Below are 17,754 nucleotides of genomic sequence, written 5' to 3'. Positions count from 1 at the left end.
TAGGTTCCAGATTAGCGCTACTGCTTGCAATTAGATCAAAGGAGGCTGCGCCATAGGCTTTGTCTTCAATCGCAGTAAAATCTAAGGTTTGAGATTTTTCTTAACGGTCTGGGTGCGGTTCACCTCACTAGCAGTTTTGTAATTGTCATTTCCGGGTTGACTGGCAGTAATGACTATAGCTCCCGCTCCCTCAATAGTCAGCTTTGTTCCGGAGATTTTTCCGGGACCACTTTTCACTTTTAGGGTTACCGGTAATCCGGAACTTGAGGAGGCAGAAAGATTAACTGGCTGGTCCCCGTAAGTTTTATCAGGCAAATTGGCAAAGGTGATGGTCTGCCCTGCCTTTTCAACAGTAATCTCCTTCTCTTCAGAAGTAGCATTGTAATTGTCATTTCCTGCCTGGGTAGCTTTCACAGTAATCGTTCCGGCACCTGTAATGGTAACTTTACTTCCGCTAATGGTTCCGGGACCACCTACCAGAGAAATGGTAACCGGTAGTTCAGAGTCAGCGGTGGCTGCCACTGTAAATGGTTCATCGCCGTAAGTTTTCTTGGAGATGGAGCCAAAAGTGATTTCCTGATTGGCTTTCTCTACTTCGAAAGAATGCTCAATGGGCTCTGCTGCCTGGTATTCATAATTACCGGGCTGTTCAACCTTTACTGTTACAGATCCTGCGCCTGTAATGGTCAACTGCTTCCCAGTAATCGTGGCAGGACCACTAACTACTGTAAATTGAACCGGGAGCTCAGAGTCTGCTGTGGCCACTAAATCAAAAGGAGCATCTCCAAATTGCATGTCAGGCAAGGGGGAAAAGGACATGACTTGATTTATTCTGCTTTTAGTAGTTATTTCTATGTCATCAAGGAAAATGCCGTCTCTAGAATACGAATAAGTATAAATGGGGTTGCTTCCATATTGTTGAAAACGAACCACTGTTTTCTCTGAAAGCACTAATTTTTTCTCGTCTGCCAAGGTTGAAATATCCACTTCCATCGATTCCCATATATTGGAAATAAGGGTGAAATCTTGAATTTTGGTAAAGGTTAAACCTTCATCCACACTTAAATAAATACCATTTTGGGGACTCAGCTCTTCAAAACTACTGAAAACATCAAATTTAAGAATTACATTTTGCGCATCTTTTAAATTAAGCTTTAAATCAGCACTTACGATTCCCAATTCTCCTGATGCGCTTTTACCTAAATACAGCCCATTCTGCCCTGTTTTACTGACAGAAAGTGATTCATATTTACTTGCAACACCAACTGCTCCTTCTAATCGAACGGCAGATTTATTATCAACCATTCCTGTTGAATTATCTGACTTGGGATTAACATAGGGAAACGTAGGGTTACTATAGGCCCATCCCTTTGGCAATTGAGTACCTTCTTCAAACCCTTCGGTGTAAGGAAATTTATTTATAAAAGTCTGGTCAGGAACCCTAACTTCAACGTCATCTATAAAAATACCATCGCGTGAACTGCTGGAATAAGCTCCAAAGTAGGAATTGTCATATTGTTGAAATCTGACAATAAATGAAGAGGAAAGTGTCAATCCATAATGACTGGCCAGCCTGTCAATATCCAGAGGAGGCAGTTGACTCCAGCTTGCATTTGCCCATTTATCCCCATCAAAATCCATAACTTTGGTAAAGGTTACCCCAGCATCATCACTAAAGAAGATCCCATCGATGGGATGCGTATTTTCAAAATAGTTATTCATCCAAAAAGACAATTCAATATCCGGAGTATTACTTAGGTCCAGGTGAAGATCCACAGCAACGGCGCCAAGTTCACCACCTACTCTTTTTCCCAATATCAATCCGTTAGACCCTTCCCGAGATGCCTTTGTGGCTGAAATAGTAGAACCAACCGCAGCAACCCCTTCTAACCTTACAGTAGAAACTCCATTTACCAACCCGGTAGAGTTAGATTCTACAGGGTTAATATAGGGAAATGAAGGGTTGGCCTGCTTCCAGCCAGATGGAAGCTTAGAACCATCTTCAAAACCGGTCGAATATGGAAAAGTGGAAATATAGGTTTGGTCAGGTACACGAACTTCAACATCATCTATAAAAATACCATCTCGTGAACTGCTAGAATAAGCTCCAAAGTAGGAATTGTCATATTGTTGGAATCTTACAATAAATGAAGAGGAAAGTGTCAATCCATAATGACTGGCCAGCCTGTCAATATCCAGAGGAGGCAGTTGACTCCAGCTTGCATTTGCCCATTTATCCCCATCAAAATCCATAACTTTGGTAAAGGTTACTCCTGCATCATCACTAAAGAAGATCCCATCGATGGGATGTGTATTTTCATAATAATTATTCATCCAAAAAGACAATTCAATATCCGGAGTATTACTTAAATCAAGGTGAAGGTCCACAGCAACGGCGCCAAGTTCACCACCTACTCTTTTTCCCAATATCAATCCGTTGGATCCTTCCCGAGATGCCTTTATGGCTGAAATAGTAGAACCAACCGCAGCAACCCCTTCTAACCTTACAGTAGAAACTCCATTTACCAACCCGGTAGAGTTAGCTTCTACAGGGTTAATATAGGGAAATGAAGGGTTGGCTTGCTTCCAGCCAGATGGAAGCTTAGAACCATCTTCAAAACCGGTCGAATATGGAAAAGTGGAAATATAGGTTTGGTCAGGTACACGAACTTCAACATCATCTATAAAAATACCATCTCGTGAACTGCTAGAATAAGCTCCAAAGTAGGAATTGTCATATTGTTGGAATCTTACAATAAATGAAGAGGAAAGTGTCAATCCATAATGACTGGCCAACCTGTCAATATCCAGAGGAGGCAGCTGACTCCAACTTGCACTTGCCCAATTGTCCCCATCAAAATCCATAACTTTGGTAAAGGTTACTCCTGCATCATCACTAAAGAAAATCCCGTCGAGGGGATGGGTATTTTCATAATAATTATTCATCCAAAAAGACAATTCAATATCCGGAGTATTACTTAAATCAAGGTGAAGGTCCACAGCAACGGCTCCAAGTTCACCACCTACTCTTTTTCCCAATATCAATCCGTTGGATCCTTCCCTAGATGCATTTCTGGCTGAAACAGTAGAACCCGCCGCAGCAATCCCTTCCAATCTGACGGTAGAAGCTCCACTTACCAACCCAGTAGAGTTAGCTTCTGCAGAGTTAATATAGGGAAATGTAGGATTGGCCTGTTTCCAACCTGAAGGAAGCTCAATACTCCCCTCAAAACCTGTAGAATAAGGGAAAGTAGAAATATATGTTTGGTCAGGTACGCGAACCTCAACGTCATCTATAAAGATTCCATCTCGTGAACTGCTGGAATAAGCCCCAAAGTAGGAGTCATCATATTGTTGAAACCTGATGATAAACGTAGTCGAAAGTGTTAATCCGTAATGACTCGCCAGCCTGTCAATATCTAAAGGAGGCAATTTGCTGTAAACATCACTTTGCCAATTGTCTCCATCAAAGTCCATAACTTTGGTAAAGGTCGCCCCATCATTATCACTAAGATAAATTCCGTCCTGAGGATGGGTCTCATCGAAATAATTATTCAGGTAGAAATCCATTTCCACTTGAGAATAGGCACTTAGGTCTAATTTAAGATCTAATCTGTTGGTAACTAACCCTCCTTCCGAGCTAGTCTTACCCATGACTAACCCGTTGCTTCCTTGATAAAAAGCATTCCGTCCTTGAATTTGATTTTCTATCCCAACCACCGCATTGTCAGCACCCGGAATTGCTGTCCATTCCGTTTTCAGTGCGCCACTCTCAAAATCATCTTCAAATATTACTTGGGAAAAGACATTAGGTAAGCCCCCAAGTATATATAGCATTAAACAAATACAGTAAAACTTATTTTCCATAGTGATTTAATTTAGGTTCTAATTAAATGTAAATGAGTTTTACTATATCTGTAAATTACTTTCGTGAAACTGGAGAATGGACACGTGAAAGTAGCGTATAAAGGCATAAAGCAAAAACCACAAAAAATGCTTCACACCTATTAAAACCTATTTCATTATTTAATTAATGTATTACACATTTTTTAATCCGCACAAAAACTCCTATAAAAATCATCTGAACAATAGTTATATTTATATGAAAAATTAAAAATATGATAATAACTAATTTTCGTTTACGTTAACAATAATATATATTTCTATTATATATAAAGCAACTAAACAAACACCCTAATTACCACACATATAAAATCAATCCTTTCGCTTAGTTTATTAAGAAATTTTCTGTAAATTATTTGAAATATACACAGGTTGATAAAAAAAATACTACCATTAGGTTGCAACTATTATAAGTCAGAAATAATTATTGAGTATTTTTCTACTCAAAAATATATAACATTAAAAATTGGAGCTATTTTATTTTGATTGGAGACACCCACCAAACTTCAAACCTATATGAAAGTACTTATTGTAGAAGATGACCCTTTTATTTCAGAAGACCTAAAATTTGAAATCAACACTAGGTTTCCAACAGAAATTTCCGAAATAATTGGCCCAGCAAGCAGTTATTCTGAAGCCGTTTCTTTGACTTACACCTCCTCTCCGGATTTGGTATTGCTTGACATCTCACTAGGAGAGGACAAAGATGCGGGAATTAGACTAGCACATTTTATCAATCAGCAGGTCTGTATCCCTATCATTTTCTTATCGGGCCTACCTAAACAAATAGGATTTGATCAAGCCAAGTTTTTATGCCCCTTTGATTTTATCCATAAACCTTTTAACCCCGATATATTGGCTGAAAAAATTGAACTGGCCTTGATTTACCAATCTCAAAGAAAAAATAGCGGGCACATAAATACACAATCTAGCAATGGCACTCAGAGTAAATTAATGGTCACCACCGGCTTTAATGAAATAACCGCAATCCCGGTAAATGACTTAATCCTTTTGGAAGCTGACGATAAAATCATACGAGCCTTTACTGTCTCTAGTAAAAAAGCATTGATTTTATATCTCCCGGATTAAAGAACTTCTATCAAAACAATTTATTTCTATTAAAAAATTTTTATAGGCTAAATAGAAAACATGTATTCAACTTAAATATGGTGCATAAAATAAAAAACAATCATATACTGCTTCCTAAAATTAATAATAACATGGGAAATGGCGTGGATAGCTTTTTTCAATTACCAATACCTAAAAATGGTGACAGCAAAAAACTGCTTTATGCAAGATTAGGTTATAAGAATTAGTCATTATCGAATTCTATTTTCTCAACTAAAAACCCAATAAAATAAAATTCCGGGCAATTGCTTTGACCCTATTATAAAGCTGATGCCCGGAATTAATTTCATCAGTTAAGAAACATTAATTTCCATCTGGGTTCATGGCAGCCTCTGCGATAGCAGCAGTTAACTCCCCCTCCACTTGTGACAGCCGATACATTAAAGAACCCCTGAACCCTTGTCGGAGACTCTCCCGATACAGTGTGAATATTACTGATAACATTTGCCAAAGGAGTCGCAAATAATTCCGAAAAACCACCGGGTCTATTGGTTTGTAATATTACTCCGGACAAAAACTCAAATGCCATCGGGTCTATGGAATGAATCTCCAAATACAAGGAGTCTCCTACCACGTATGGGGGCAATAAAACGTTTTCATTATCGGGATTTTTATCCCATGGATTCACGAAATCTTTACGAATGATCTGATTAAAAAGCACTCCATCCATAGTTTGATTGGAAGAAAAACCTGCATCATAGGCGATATTGATTTCAGAAGGCTTGCTTAAGTATACACCATTTTTCCAAGCCTTGATCCAGTAGGCATCTCCTGCCCGGGGATATCATTGGCCAAAAACTCTGCAGTAAAATAAGGTTCCTTGAAATTAATATCTTTCGGATTATAAGTAAACTGCACGGAATCAACCTCAGGTACAGGCCCTAAACGCGCATTGGCACTATAAGTTACACCTTCCACTTCAATGCGTAGCTGATATTGGTGACCAACTTCCAAAAACCCTTCATCACCCGGTTCCCAAACATAGTTGGCATCTTTTTCAATAAATGTAATTGCTTCTCCTGAAGAAAGATCTATGACACTTACATTTGCATCCTCTACCTTCTCAGGCAGGGATTGATCAAAATAAGGTTGCGATATTGTCAAAAATATTTTCTGGGTTTCATTTTTATCATTTAACCAAGCATCCACAACCATCACTTCTGCCGCAGGATTAAGGGTAGGGTTGATTTCAGTATCACATGCGAAATTAAGACAGGCCAAAAAGAAAACGATTAACTTTTTCATGGTATTAGGTATTAATTTGTCTAAAATTAAAATTTAAAATTATAGGTTACAGAAGGTATTAAAGAACCTATGAGAGACATTTGATGAGCAGAGGTAGCTAATGGTTCGCCCACTTGTGGTCTGGAGGATGACCCTTGTGAAAAATAAATGCTGAAGGGATTTTTCCTGCCGTAAAGATTGTAAACCGAGACAACAAGGTTATCCGTACCTTTCCTCTGTTTCTTTCCTCTCCATACATTGTCAATTGTCAAAGCAATGTCCAATCGGTGAAAATTAGGAATCCGATAGTTATTTCTATCACTTCCATCGATATATGGAATCACCTTGCCTTGAACAATGATCCGATCTGTCGGAAAGGTGGTGGGCGTACCGGACAGGTAACTGAAATTTGCTGATAAAGTCACCCTTTTATTAAGTTCATAAAACCCTGCTAGTTTTAGATTATGGCGTTGGTCATACCTTGTAGGATACCAATTCCCCTCTCTTGTCAATTCATTGTCGCCATAATTTATTCCATCCACTTTCAATTCAGTTTTACCCAAAGTATAACTTATCCAACCGGTAAACCTGCCTTGATTTTTCTTGGCATATAATTCTAACCCATATGCCCTCCCCTTACCAGAAAGTAATTGAGAAGCCATAAATTCATTGATAAATAATTCGGCACCATCGATATAATCTATTTGGTTTTGGTTCCATTTATAATAGATTTCAGCGCTGGTTTCAAACCGATCGCCAAAAAAGTTTTTAAAAAACCTAAAGCTCCCTGATTCCCTGTTTGAGGCAAAATATTATTGTCGGACGGTTGCCAAATATCAATGGGTAATGAGGCAGTTGTATTTGAAATTTGGTGTAGATACTGGCTCATCCGATTATAACTTCCCTTCAAGGAACTGGATTCATTCAGTGAATATTTAATTGAAATTCTGGGTTCCAGATTATTGTATTGGGCCACCGAATTCCAGGATCCATTTTCTGTAACCCCTATCAAAGGCCGTTCTATGCCCGGCAAGGTATCTCCATAGGTATAAGTCTTATCTCCAAAATGATTGAAATAACTGAATCGAAGGCCATATTGCGCCACTACCTTATCTCCAAATTTTTGCTCACTACTTACATACAAAGCTCCCTCAACTGCTTTCCTATGATCCAAACTGATATTGGAAAGTTCTCCATTATTTACAATTGACGCATCTGCGGGTCGAAATCGATAAGCAATTAATTCTCCTCCAAAGGTAAGTTCATGAGAAGGGTTGGCAAACCAAGTAAATTCAGGCTTGAAATTCCAAGTAGAAATAGCTGCCCGCCAGTCAAACTTGTCGCTTTCATTTGTTCCAAAGCTAAAACCATAATTGTAGTCGCTATAAAAGGCTGAGAAGTTGGAAAACAATTTGCTTCCATAAAGATGATTCCATCGAATTGTGGCAGTTTTATTTCCCCAATTAAAGCCTTGAGATTCATCAAAATTAAATACATCTCTACCCAAATAACCTGAAACAAAGAGTTTGTTCTTTTCATTTAGTTCAAAATTGGTTTTTGCGGTAAGATCGTAAAAGTACATGCCCGCTCCATTGTCCAATGCGTCTGTAAATGGTCGTGCCAATACATCTGCATAAGAGCGACGTCCGGCAAGTATAAATGAGGATTTTCCTTTTTTGATAGGTCCTTCTAAAGACAGTCTGCTAAATACTGTTCCTATTCCACCGGCTACATCATAATTCTGGTTATTCCCCTCTTTCATCCTTATGTCAAGAACAGAGGATAACCTGCCTCCAAAGCGGGTTGGGATCCCTCCTTTATAAAGTTTGACATCCTTGACCGCATCCGGGTTGAAAACAGAGAAAAAACCAAACAAATGAGAAGACTGGTAAACAGGGGCTTCGTCCAATAAAACTAGGTTTTGACCCACTGTACCTCCCCGTACATTAAAACCGGAGGTGCCCTCCCCTACCGAACTTACACCGGGAAGAAGCTGTATACTTTTTAAAACATCCACCTCCCCTACAAATGCCGGCATTTTCTCGATGGTTTTAATGTCCATTTTCGTTGTGCTGTGCTCATTTCCACGGATGACACATTTTCATCCATCCTTTCACTTTGGATCACCACTGTCTCTAACTCGGTATCAGCCAAAGCCAACGAAATATCCAATCTAAGATCCTTGTCAAGCTTTACTTGTTTATGAACCTCTGAATAACCTACAAAGCTAAAATGCAGATCATAGATTCCTTCTTCCAAGGTAATGGAGTAGAATCCATACACATTGGACACTGTTCCATTATTGATTTGTTCTACTCTCACGGTAGAACCTATAAGCATTTCCCCATTGACCTCATCTGTGAGATAGCCGCTTATGGTAAAGGAATTGCTTTGCGCAAATCCGGGGAGGATAGAAAGGAAGAATAGACCTCCTATTACTAAAGATTTCATTTTTAATGAGTTAAAGGTTGACACATATTCTACTTTTGAATAAAATTGATGGTTCAAAAGTAGTAGACAAGGGTCCTGCTATCGTTCTAATTTATAATTCTGAACCTCTTTGCTGTGTAAAAAATCACTTCAAAAATCATCTTAGCTGCCTCACTTTTTATACTGCTAATGTATCGCACAAAAAAAGCTTCGAGAGTTTTACCCGAAGCTTAACGTGACCAATGTTTTGTTTTTTATTTATTTTCCTGATAACAATGGAAGTTTAGCTAATTCACTAAGTTTAAGATAAATAAACAGACCGTTCTTAACTGTACGAATGCTTTAAAAGTATTGAGTCAAACCTGTTTTAAGAATTCTTCTATATCATCACCTGTTATTAGATGTGCATGGTCCGTAATTTTTTGAATGGACCAGTTCCACCATTTTAAATCGAGTAATCGACTAATATTATCCTCAGAAAACCTTTTTCGAATTAGTTTAGCTGGATTTCCGCCAACAACTGCATAGGGTGGAACATCAGCAGTAACAACTGAATGGCTAGCAATAATGGCCCCATCACCGATTTTAACCCCAGGCATAACGGTTACCTCATGACCTAACCAAACGTCATTGCCAACCATAGTATCTCCTTTATAGGGGTAACTTTTTCCTTTCATGGCTTTTTCCCAGCCATGTCCAAATATCGCAAAGGGATAGGCTGAAATAGAAGTACTGAGGTGATTCCCTCCATTCATAATAAAAGAAACACCTGAGGCGATCATGCAAAATTTACCTATTATTAATTTGTCACCTATAAAATCAAAATGGTACTTGACGTTTTTCTCAAAATTGTAAACATCCTCTAAATCATCATAATAGGTAAAATCCCCCACTTCTATATTGGGGTTGGTGATGATATTCTTCAAGAAACACAATTTGTTATGATTCAATAAAGGAAAGGATTCATTTTTATCCGGGCCGGGTAATGGGTTCGTTCTCATGGTACAATAGTTAAATTAATAATTCAGAACAAAAATGAGCCATTACATTTGCATATGCGTTCTAAATTATAATGTGATACCTTTTGTTTCCGAGCTAGTTACTTTTCCATTTTGGCCTTTTTTAACCATACACTTGGTGTGACACCTTCTTTTGCTTTAAAGAAAGAGTTGAAAACGGTTTTGGAATTAAAACCACTATCATAAGCCAAGGCTAGCAGTGTTAGGTGATTAAAACGCGGATTGATCGCAATTTTTTTAAAATAGTTTAAACGGTAATTGTTTACATATTCATTGAAATTAGCTTGTAGTTTATCATTTATTAAATAAGACAATTTGTTAGGATGAAGTTCCAGTTTACTCCCAAGAGCATTTAAGTTCAATTGTGGGTCTAAGAACGGTTTTTCCTTTTCAAAATACCTAATTAACTTTTCCTTCAACAAATCCGCCTCCTTTTCATCCAGTATTTGAGATGGCTTATCCTTAGCAAACCACGCTTCATTACCAGTCAAACTAAAGTTGGCCTGATGTAAGCTTTCAAATCCTTCAATTTCTTTCAAGCCTTGTAAAAAGGGTTCGAATCTATAATTCATTAATTGCCCTCTACGCAATTCAACACCCCTTTTAACACTTTAAAAGCGTGGTCAAGGCAATTACTATTGGCTAGGATAAACAATTTATAGGGCATAATTTCACCTATTTCGCCTCCTAAGTTCTTCCACTCATCCAAGTACTCATTAGGAATTCGGGCTATTCTCTTATTGAAAATTGCGTCTAGCAGTTTTATCAATTCACTTTCCTCAAATTTTTCAGCCAATGCCTCCACCTCTTTCTCTTTACCCAGTAAAATAAGTATATTCACTTTTAATCTTAAGGCGTGGTCAAATTGGGGATTGATCCGCAATGCTTTCTCAATATGTTGCAAAGCAATATCAAAAGCTTGCTTTAAATAAAAAATATTGGCCATGGTAAAGTGGTGATTAGGGGACAAAGGATCCACTTCCAAGGCTTTCTTCACAAATAATTCGGCTTGATCAAAATAGCCTGTGGCTATAAATAATTCAGCCATGGCCTCCAATGCATCGGTATGTTTGGGATTCATGGCCAAGGTTTGCTGAATGTATTCATACCCCTCCTTAAAATCCCATTCCTTCCACAAGCTTCGGCCTACAAAAGACATGGGGTATTCGGGAAGTTCAGTATCGAGTTCCTTGGCAATTATAAAATTTTCTATTGCTTTCCCCATTCCTTCTTCGGCAGGAATAAAGCCCCAAATCACTAATAAGCCATAACACTGTAAATTCCCATAATAGGCTCGGGCAAATTCGGGATCCTTTGCAATGGCTGCATCGTATTGCACAATGGCTTGTTTTAAAGAGGCTGCAGTCCATTGAAGTTGGTGATAACGACCCTTTAAAAAATGTTCATAAGCAGAAACACTACGTGTTGAAGCTTGAATCAAATGATCTTGAATATCTAAATGTCCAAAATTTTCTCGGATTTGGTCAGCAATTAACAAGCTGATTTCATCCTGCAAAGCAAAAATATCCTGAATTTGACGATCAAAATTCTTGGACCAATAATGTACTCCATTTTTGGCATTAATTAGCTGCGCAGTAATGCGGACACGGTTTGCAACCTTCCGAACACTTCCCTCCAGTATATTGGCTACTCCTAGTTTCTGACCTATTTCTCTTACATCCAAATTCTTGCCTTTGAAAGCAAAAGATGAGGTTCTGGCAATCACCTTGAGCCCTTCCACCTTGGTTAAGGCATTAATAATTTCTTCCGTAATACCATCACTGAAATATTCATTCTCTTGATCGTTGCTCATGTTAACAAATGGCAACACAACAATAGATTTGTCTTGTATGATTACCTTTTCAGGAATTTCACCCATAGTGCTCTAGCTTAACAAAAAGATTATTTTACAAACAATATTTTTTTCAAAGCTAAATATGCAAATTAAATTTTTATAAAAAAATGTTTTAAAAGCCCCAACTAAAATAATTTGCACTAAAAACTTCATTTTAAGGCTCGTTACAGCATTTTATTAGGTAGATAAAGAAATAGGTTGGTGATAACAAAGCCAATTGACTAGTGTAGAAGTTTCGGGAAACTGATCTTATTGAAATAAAAGATTGTATGAGCTTCAATCTTAATAAACCCTGAGGAAGAGCTTTTCTTTAACGGCTCCCAATTGGCCTGGGAAATTAGCAAATCTGAAAGGAAAAGGATAGCCATAAAAATGCTGATAAGAATAATTTTGAACTTTTTCATTTGTTAGTTGCATTACTTGTTAATGCTTCAAAAATGAGAAAGTAAAAATGTCTTTCGTTCGGTGCTATAATTCCGAACTTTATTTATGGAAGATTTTGATTTATTTTCAATTCACTACATGGTGCCAAAAAATTGTCTTAAGTTTTACCTTTAAAAAGGATAAACACCTTCCTTTTGGTACTAAAAAAGGTATGAAACAAATGTTCCATACCTTTTCAATTTCGGTTTTCACAGGGTTTACTTTGAATTAGTTACAAGAAGAATTTACTCCATAAATTACCTGTTTCTTTTGGCACGATGCTCCAAATAAGCATCCAAATAATGCTTGTTTAATTCATCACTATCTCCATATTTATTTCTAACTTCTTCTAATTTTTCATGCATCATTTTCTGAACATCCGCATAAGCAGGGTTATCATACACACTTTGCATTTCCATAGGATCTTTTTCAAGGTCATACAATTCCCATTCATCAATATCATAGTAAAAATGAATAAGTTTATAACGTTTGGTAGACACCCCATAATGCCTCTTCACCATGTGTTCAGCGGGGTATTCATAGTAAGTATAATAAACAGCATCTCTAAACTCATCTGTTTTTCCCGAGACCACATCTCTAAAAGATTCACCCTGGATTTCCTCAGGTATGTCTACTCCGGCATAATCTAAAAAGGTAGGGGCAAAATCAAGGTTTTGCACCAATTGATCAAAACTACTTCCTGCTTTAATTTCCTTGGGGTATTTCATTAACAAGGGTGTTCTAAAAGATTCTTCATACATAAATCTCTTGTCAAACCAGCCATGCTCACCCAAGTAAAAACCCTGATCAGAAGTATACACCACAATAGTATTTTCATCCAATCCGGTCTCTTTTAGGTAATCCAATAATTCACCAACTCCATCATCAACAGATTTGATTGTCCTAAGGTAATCCTTAATATATCGGTTGTATTTCCACAAGGCCAATTCCTTTCCACTGAGATTTGCCTCACGCATGGCTTTGTTTTTAGGTTCATAAGCTGCCAGCCAGTCTGCTAACTGTTCCGGATTCAATCGCTTCAACTGATTTACCAACCAAGTGGTATCTCCATTGGTAGGGTCAAATTGAAACTTGAAATCATGGCCCCATCGCGCATGGCCATCAATCTCCATTTCTTGCGTCTTGGCCGCTGTTCCTCTACCTTCGTAATCATCAAAGAAATTTGCCGGAGGGTCAAAGGTTACATCATCATATAAAGTCAAATATTTCTGTGCAGGCTTCCAGTTTCTATGTGGTGCTTTTTGATGGTAAAGTAATAAAAATGGTTCATCTTCCTTTCTATCATTTTTTAACCAGTTTAAAGCGGCATCGGTAATAATATCTGTACAATAGCCCTCTATGCGTTTTTTCTCGCCATTGATTAGGAAATCAGGGTTATAATAATGCCCTTGCCCCGGAAGTACCATGGAAAAGTCAAACCCTTGTGGAAGACCATCCATATGTATTTTTCCAATCATGGCTGTTTGGTAACCATTGGCTTGAAGTAACTTAGGGAAATTATCCTGATTCCAATCAAATGGCTGGATATTATCAACTTTGCCATTTATAAAGCTATGCTTTCCAGTCAACATTACAGCCCTACTGGGAGCACATATTGAGTTGGTTACTGTAGCTCTATGAAATATGGCTCCCTCATTAGCTATCCTATCGATGTTTGGCGTTTCATTCAATCCATGGCCATAAGCACTGATGGCTTGATAGGCATGGTCATCACTCATGATAAAGATAATATTTGGTCTTGTTTCTTCCTTCGTTTCTTCCGGATTACAAGCCATAAAGCCTGCACCTACGGCCAGAAATAAGCTTAGTAGCAGTATTCTTTTCATATTTTTTTATTTATTAGGCTAGTTAAAAAGAAAATTAAACCGTAAGTTAACTAAATAAATTTAATTTTTTGTAAATCATAAATTATCAGATTTCCATCAAATAATACTATCGGCCATTTTTGACCAACCGAACATTTACAATAAATCTTTTTCTTTTAGCGCTTTGACCGCATGGTCCACCGCCCTGGCTGTAAAAGCCATATAAGTTAGGCTTGGGTTTTGGGTTCCTGTGGAGGTCATGGAAGCCCCATCAGTAACATAGACATTAGGGCAGGCATGCATTTGATGGTACTTACCCAATAAGGAAGTTTCGGGATCTTTTCCCATTCTGACACCTCCCATTTCATGTATATCCAGCCCCGGCGCCTGTCCACTGTCATTTTGCTTGATATCCTTACAGCCTGCCTTTTCAAGCATTTCGGCCCCTTGATTCAAAAAATCCTTAAGGGACAAATCATCATTTTCGTCATATCCCACGTCCACTCTTAGTTGAGGTATACCCCATTTATCTTTTAACTTTTCATCCAAATACACTCTGTTTTCAGCCTTTGGAATCGTTTCTCCCTGCATCATCATAAAAACTCTCCAAGGCATTGCTTCAGAATTGGCCTCTTTAAAGCCGGGACCGAAGTCTGCATTTCTTGCGCCACCCCAACCCCCTCTTCCGGCAGAATAAAAGGTCATATATCCCCTTAAGAAATCCATTTCTTGCTGCTTTACATTTCTAAAATTGGGCATCATGATGGCTGTGGGCCTTCGACCGTAGTAATAATCCTCCATGAATCCGTCCATTTTTGCAGAAAGTGTTCCCCGGTAATTATGGAAGGCAATATGCGTCCCAAGGAGTCCATTGTCATTCCCCAAACCATTGGGAAACCGTTTGGATTTTGAATTCAGCAAAATAAGGTTGGAATTTAATGCTGAAGCATTTACAAAAATCACCTTGGCATAATACTCAGTAGTCTCCATGGTTTCAGCATTTATTACCCTAACGCCGGTAGCCTTGGCTTTGGCATCGTCATAAATGATAGAATGAACCACAGAATGGGGTTTTATGCTGAGGTTTCCGGTGGCCTCTGCCGCTGGCAAAGTAGAAGAATTTGAGCTAAAATAGGCTCCGAAAGGGCAACCTCTTTGACACAAACTTCTTGCCATGCATTGGCCTCTACCTTGACCTTGGTGATGAGGTGCCGGCTTTGTGAGGTGTGCACACCTACCTATGATAAATTTTCTATCAGAATAGGCTGCATTTACTTTTTCCTGAATTGTTTTTTCCACCTTATTCATTTCCCAAGCAGGCAAAAATTCCCCATCAGGCAAAGTATCCAATCCATCTTTATTGCCACTTACCCCTATAAAATGCTCCACATAACTGTACCAAGGAGCTATGTCTTCGTACCGTATGGGCCAGTCTACGGCAAAGCCATCTCTTCCCGGGCCCTCAAAATCATATTTACTCCATCTTTGAACCTGCCTGGCCCAAAGTAATGATTTCCCCCCAACTTGGTATCCACGGATCCAGTCAAATGGCTTGTCTTGAATGTAGGGATGCTCATTATCTTTTACAAAAAAATGATCTGCATCATCTTTAAAAGCATAACACCTGGAAACAATGGGATTCTCTTGTTTAACCTTTAGTGACAATTGACCCCGCAAGGGAAATTCCCAAGGAGGAGTATGCATGGTTGGGTAATCTTCCTTGTGTCTTACGTTTCTTCCTCTTTCCAGCACAAGGGTTTTAAGCCCTTTCTCACATAATTCTTTAGCCGCCCAACCGCCGCTAATTCCTGAGCCAATAACAATGGCATCAAACGTATTGTTATTCATTCTAAAATCATTTATTCGTAACGGAGTGATTCTATAGGGTCGAGCTTGCTGGCTTTGTATGCAGGGATAAGCCCTGAAACTAAACCTACCACAATACAAACAATAAAGGAAAAAATAATCCAAACCCAGGGAACAAGAAAACCACCCGGCCCCACCGTATTGCCTACAATATTGCCTATCCCAATACCCATAATCACTCCTAGAATTCCTCCCATTACGCAAATCACTATGGCTTCTATGAGAAATTGTTGACGAATTCGAAGCGGGGTGGCACCCATAGCTTTTCTAATCCCAATTTCACGAGTTCTTTCAGTAACAGAGACAAGCATGATATTCATTAATCCAATAGATGCGCCCAGCAAAGTAATAAAACCTATTCCAAAACCTCCAATTCTAAGGTATCCGGCAATTTCTTCAAGGCTTTCCCCTAAAGTCTGAGATTTGACCACCTCAAATGAATCTTCCATGCCAACACCATCTTCTCTTATGGACCGCATGATACCTGTGGCTTGCCCCATTTCATATTGTAACCTCAAAGGATCCTGTCCTGCGATGGTAATGGTATAGCGAAAACTCCCTCTGCTATCCAGGTTTCTGGCATTAAGAATAGGAATTATAATGGCCCTATCTGCTCCCGAATCACCTCCAACCCCTCCTTGCTTTTCCATGATTCCAACAATGGTATATCGCCTTCCATAAAATGAGATGTATTGATTAATTGGATCTTCTGTATCGTCAAATAGTGTCTGTTGAATTTCAGCTCCTATCACACAGACATTATTGCCATAGGATAACTCTACATTACTGAAATTCCTACCCTTTTCTATCGCCACTCCTTTGATTAAAAAATAATTATCGTCGCCCCCAATTATCCGACTGTTGGGATTGGTTTTCTTTGATCCTTTCTTTACTTCAGCAGAACCTGATACAAAAGTAGTAATTGAGGATACACCTCTCTCATTGTACCTCTCCTTAAATTCGGTAGCCTCCCTATAGGTAATGTTGGGATAATTTTTGGGTGCAATTCCCGATGATCTTGCCCTGCCTCCAGAAAAACCCTTACTCCTAACATCAAAATTATTGGCCCCAAATCCGGATAGGCTTTCCTCTATTTGGGCCTTCATGGCATCAATGGCAGTGAGCATCCCTACCAATGAGGTGATACCAATGGCAATGATCAAACCTGTTAAAATGGTTCTCAGTAAGTTAGATTTTACCGATCTAAATGCTTCTCTTATATTTTCGAGCAGATTCATGGATTGTCCGTATGTGGGCAATAATAAATTTTATCCCCCTCTTTGACATTAATATTAACTATAAATAGCCTTTTTTAAAAAGAAATCAAAGGTTTTTAATTGTTTTCAAGAAGGCTAGCATTCATCTTCTTTAGAAATTCTCTGACCATTTCGTGAACTTACTAACATACATTAGCACAAACCTTTATAGTCAATACATTGCTTATTACAATCTGATTGACAAATGATCTTTAGTGCATGCGGTCTCCTCTTATCTCCAGGTCTTTCATTACATTCTTTTCATGATTTAACCACTCCTGCCAGCGATTTTCCACCTTTTCTGGGTCCTGATACTTTTTCGCCAGTTGAATAAAATTCACATAATGCCCTGCTTCGGATATCATCAGCTCATGATAAAAAACAGACAATTCCTTATCTTCAAGGTTTTTAGATAAAAGCTTAAAACGCTCACAAGATCTGGCTTCTATAAGTGCATTCATCAGTAGTAACTCTGACACTTGGTCTTTGCGGCTCCCTCCCTTGCGAACAAAAGACTGAAGTTGAGCAACATAATTATCCTTTCTGGGAAAACCAAACTTGAATCCACGCTTTCTTATTTGCTGCATTACCGATTCGAAATGTTGCCATTCCTCTGCTACCACCGGGGTGAGCACATCAACCATTTCATCGAATTCAGGAAATTTAATGATCAGGGAAATGCAAGAAGAAGCTGCTTTTTGTTCACAATAAGCATGATCCACTAGAATTGCTTCCAAACTAATGCTTGCTATATCTACCCACCTTGGGTCGGTGGGCAACTCCAACCTTAACATTTTATTTTTTGTCGATTCTTGCCAAGCCAT

General features: G+C 38.5%; 14 protein-coding genes. 1 reads left to right on the top strand and 13 read right to left on the bottom strand.

The genetic code is table 11. From position 1 onward, the window contains the following. Nucleotides 1-81 precede the first annotated feature (81 nt). Nucleotides 82-3,867, bottom strand: coding sequence for a hypothetical protein (locus tag WG932_RS29640; protein ID WP_483086291.1), 3,786 nt, complete (start codon nucleotides 3,865-3,867; stop codon nucleotides 82-84). A gap of 552 nt (nucleotides 3,868-4,419) precedes the next feature. On the opposite strand from WG932_RS29640, the gene WG932_RS29635 reads away from it, so the two are divergent. Then, nucleotides 4,420-4,992 carry a response regulator gene (locus WG932_RS29635; protein ID WP_483086290.1) on the top strand — a complete coding sequence of 191 codons (573 nt, stop codon included), beginning with the start codon at nucleotides 4,420-4,422 and terminating at the stop codon, nucleotides 4,990-4,992. Nucleotides 4,993-5,320: 328 nt separating this feature from the next. Here the strand turns inward: WG932_RS29635 and WG932_RS29630 are convergent, their stop codons facing one another. The 12 genes from WG932_RS29630 to WG932_RS29575 all read right to left on the bottom strand — a co-directional run bounded on the left by WG932_RS29630 (nucleotide 5,321) and on the right by WG932_RS29575 (nucleotide 17,754). Then, nucleotides 5,321-5,701: a hypothetical protein gene (locus WG932_RS29630; RefSeq protein ID WP_483086289.1), complete on the bottom strand. Its 381-nt coding sequence runs from the start codon at nucleotides 5,699-5,701 to the stop codon at nucleotides 5,321-5,323. Between the two features lie 56 nt (nucleotides 5,702-5,757). Continuing rightward, nucleotides 5,758-6,276 carry a DUF4249 family protein gene (locus tag WG932_RS29625; RefSeq protein ID WP_483086288.1) on the bottom strand — a complete coding sequence of 173 codons (519 nt, stop codon included), beginning with the start codon at nucleotides 6,274-6,276 and terminating at the stop codon, nucleotides 5,758-5,760. Nucleotides 6,277-6,302: 26 nt separating this feature from the next. Next, complete coding sequence (locus tag WG932_RS29620; RefSeq protein WP_483086287.1) at nucleotides 6,303-6,917, bottom strand: hypothetical protein; 615 nt, start codon at nucleotides 6,915-6,917, stop codon at nucleotides 6,303-6,305. 38 nt (nucleotides 6,918-6,955) lie between these two features. Continuing rightward, a complete protein-coding gene (locus WG932_RS29615) occupies nucleotides 6,956-8,317 on the bottom strand; it encodes a TonB-dependent receptor plug domain-containing protein (protein WP_483086286.1) in 1,362 nt (453 codons plus the stop codon). Then, a complete protein-coding gene (locus tag WG932_RS29610) occupies nucleotides 8,278-8,706 on the bottom strand; it encodes a carboxypeptidase-like regulatory domain-containing protein (RefSeq protein ID WP_483086285.1) in 429 nt (142 codons plus the stop codon). The genes WG932_RS29615 and WG932_RS29610 overlap by 40 nt, the downstream gene beginning before the upstream one ends. 335 nt (nucleotides 8,707-9,041) lie before the next feature. Next, the gene (locus tag WG932_RS29605) at nucleotides 9,042-9,686 is read right to left on the bottom strand and encodes a CatB-related O-acetyltransferase (RefSeq protein WP_483086284.1); all 645 of its coding nucleotides are present in this window, start codon (nucleotides 9,684-9,686) and stop codon (nucleotides 9,042-9,044) included. Between the two features lie 98 nt (nucleotides 9,687-9,784). Further along, entirely contained in the window at nucleotides 9,785-10,276 is a 492-nt protein-coding gene (locus WG932_RS29600) for a helix-turn-helix domain-containing protein (RefSeq protein WP_483086283.1), read from the bottom strand. Next, nucleotides 10,276-11,583: a tetratricopeptide repeat protein gene (locus WG932_RS29595; RefSeq protein WP_483086282.1), complete on the bottom strand. Its 1,308-nt coding sequence runs from the start codon at nucleotides 11,581-11,583 to the stop codon at nucleotides 10,276-10,278. Before WG932_RS29595 ends, WG932_RS29600 begins: the two co-directional genes overlap by 1 nt. A gap of 656 nt (nucleotides 11,584-12,239) precedes the next feature. After that, nucleotides 12,240-13,829 carry a sulfatase family protein gene (locus tag WG932_RS29590; RefSeq protein WP_483086281.1) on the bottom strand — a complete coding sequence of 530 codons (1,590 nt, stop codon included), beginning with the start codon at nucleotides 13,827-13,829 and terminating at the stop codon, nucleotides 12,240-12,242. Nucleotides 13,830-13,964: 135 nt separating this feature from the next. After that, the gene (locus tag WG932_RS29585) at nucleotides 13,965-15,656 is read right to left on the bottom strand and encodes a GMC oxidoreductase (protein ID WP_483086280.1); all 1,692 of its coding nucleotides are present in this window, start codon (nucleotides 15,654-15,656) and stop codon (nucleotides 13,965-13,967) included. Between the two features lie 11 nt (nucleotides 15,657-15,667). Beyond that, the gene (locus WG932_RS29580) at nucleotides 15,668-16,912 is read right to left on the bottom strand and encodes an ABC transporter permease (protein ID WP_483088747.1); all 1,245 of its coding nucleotides are present in this window, start codon (nucleotides 16,910-16,912) and stop codon (nucleotides 15,668-15,670) included. A 230-nt stretch (nucleotides 16,913-17,142) separates the two neighbouring features. Then, nucleotides 17,143-17,754, bottom strand: coding sequence for a MiaE family protein (locus WG932_RS29575; RefSeq protein WP_014021197.1), 612 nt, complete (start codon nucleotides 17,752-17,754; stop codon nucleotides 17,143-17,145).

This window comes from Cyclobacterium sp. SOCE241, assembly GCF_056867545.1.
The sequence above is the reverse complement of the archived record's forward strand: the minus strand, read 5'-3'. Positions and strand labels throughout refer to the sequence as shown.